The organism is Xanthomonas sp. SHU 199, assembly GCF_000364665.1.
Lineage (GTDB): Bacteria > Pseudomonadota > Gammaproteobacteria > Xanthomonadales > Xanthomonadaceae > Xanthomonas_A > Xanthomonas_A sontii.
On sequence record NZ_AQOI01000367.1, the window covers coordinates 1 to 674 of the forward strand.

Consider the following 674-nt stretch of genomic DNA (forward strand, 5'->3'; position numbering starts at 1 on the left):
ACCACATGGCGCCAGGCTTCCAGCGCGCTGCCATGCAAGGGTGCGCCGCCCACGCTGGCCAGCACTTCAGGCGGCCATGCGGGCTTGCTCTTGATGTGGAAACTGGCCCAGCGGATCAGGCCGTAGAGCAGGGTCAGAGGGAACAGCGGGATGGCGATGACCTGCCAGAGGATGGCGCCCAGGTCGGGGTGCTTCCAATGCTCAGCACTGCCCGGGCCGATGAAGGGCTGGCCGAAGAAGATGCAGCGCACCAAGCGCATCTCGAACAAGGCCTGATTGGGTCCGTCGCCTTCCACGAACAGCGGCCCTTCGTGCTCCATGAAGCGGCGGATGTGCTCCCAGGTATCGAGCAGGGGCTGCACCGCGATGGCGCTGCTGGTCAGGCCCAGGCCGAACTGGCCGACCACGCGGGTGTCGCCGGGCGCAGCCAGCACGATCATCTGCAGGGCCGCGTTGTCCTGCGCGACGGTGCCGGTGAAGGTCTTGAAGCGGACGACCTGGGCGCGCACGCAGGCCCAGTCGTAGCTGAGGATCTCGTGTTGGCCGCCCCCGCCCCAGAGCGGCCACCAGCCGAAGAGACGCGTGTTGTCCTTGAAGACATGGACCTTGCTGGCGTTGCGGTCGAAGAGGGTGGGTGCGTAGCGGTAGCCGATGAGGTCGAAGCGGAGCATGAA

At 66.6% G+C, this 674-nt stretch carries 1 protein-coding gene; it reads right to left on the minus strand.

The window, feature by feature from the left end; genetic code table 11:
* Positions 1–674, minus strand: a 674-nt coding sequence (locus D183_RS0112480) for a DUF6708 domain-containing protein (protein WP_017909286.1), incomplete at both ends; no start/stop codon positions are given.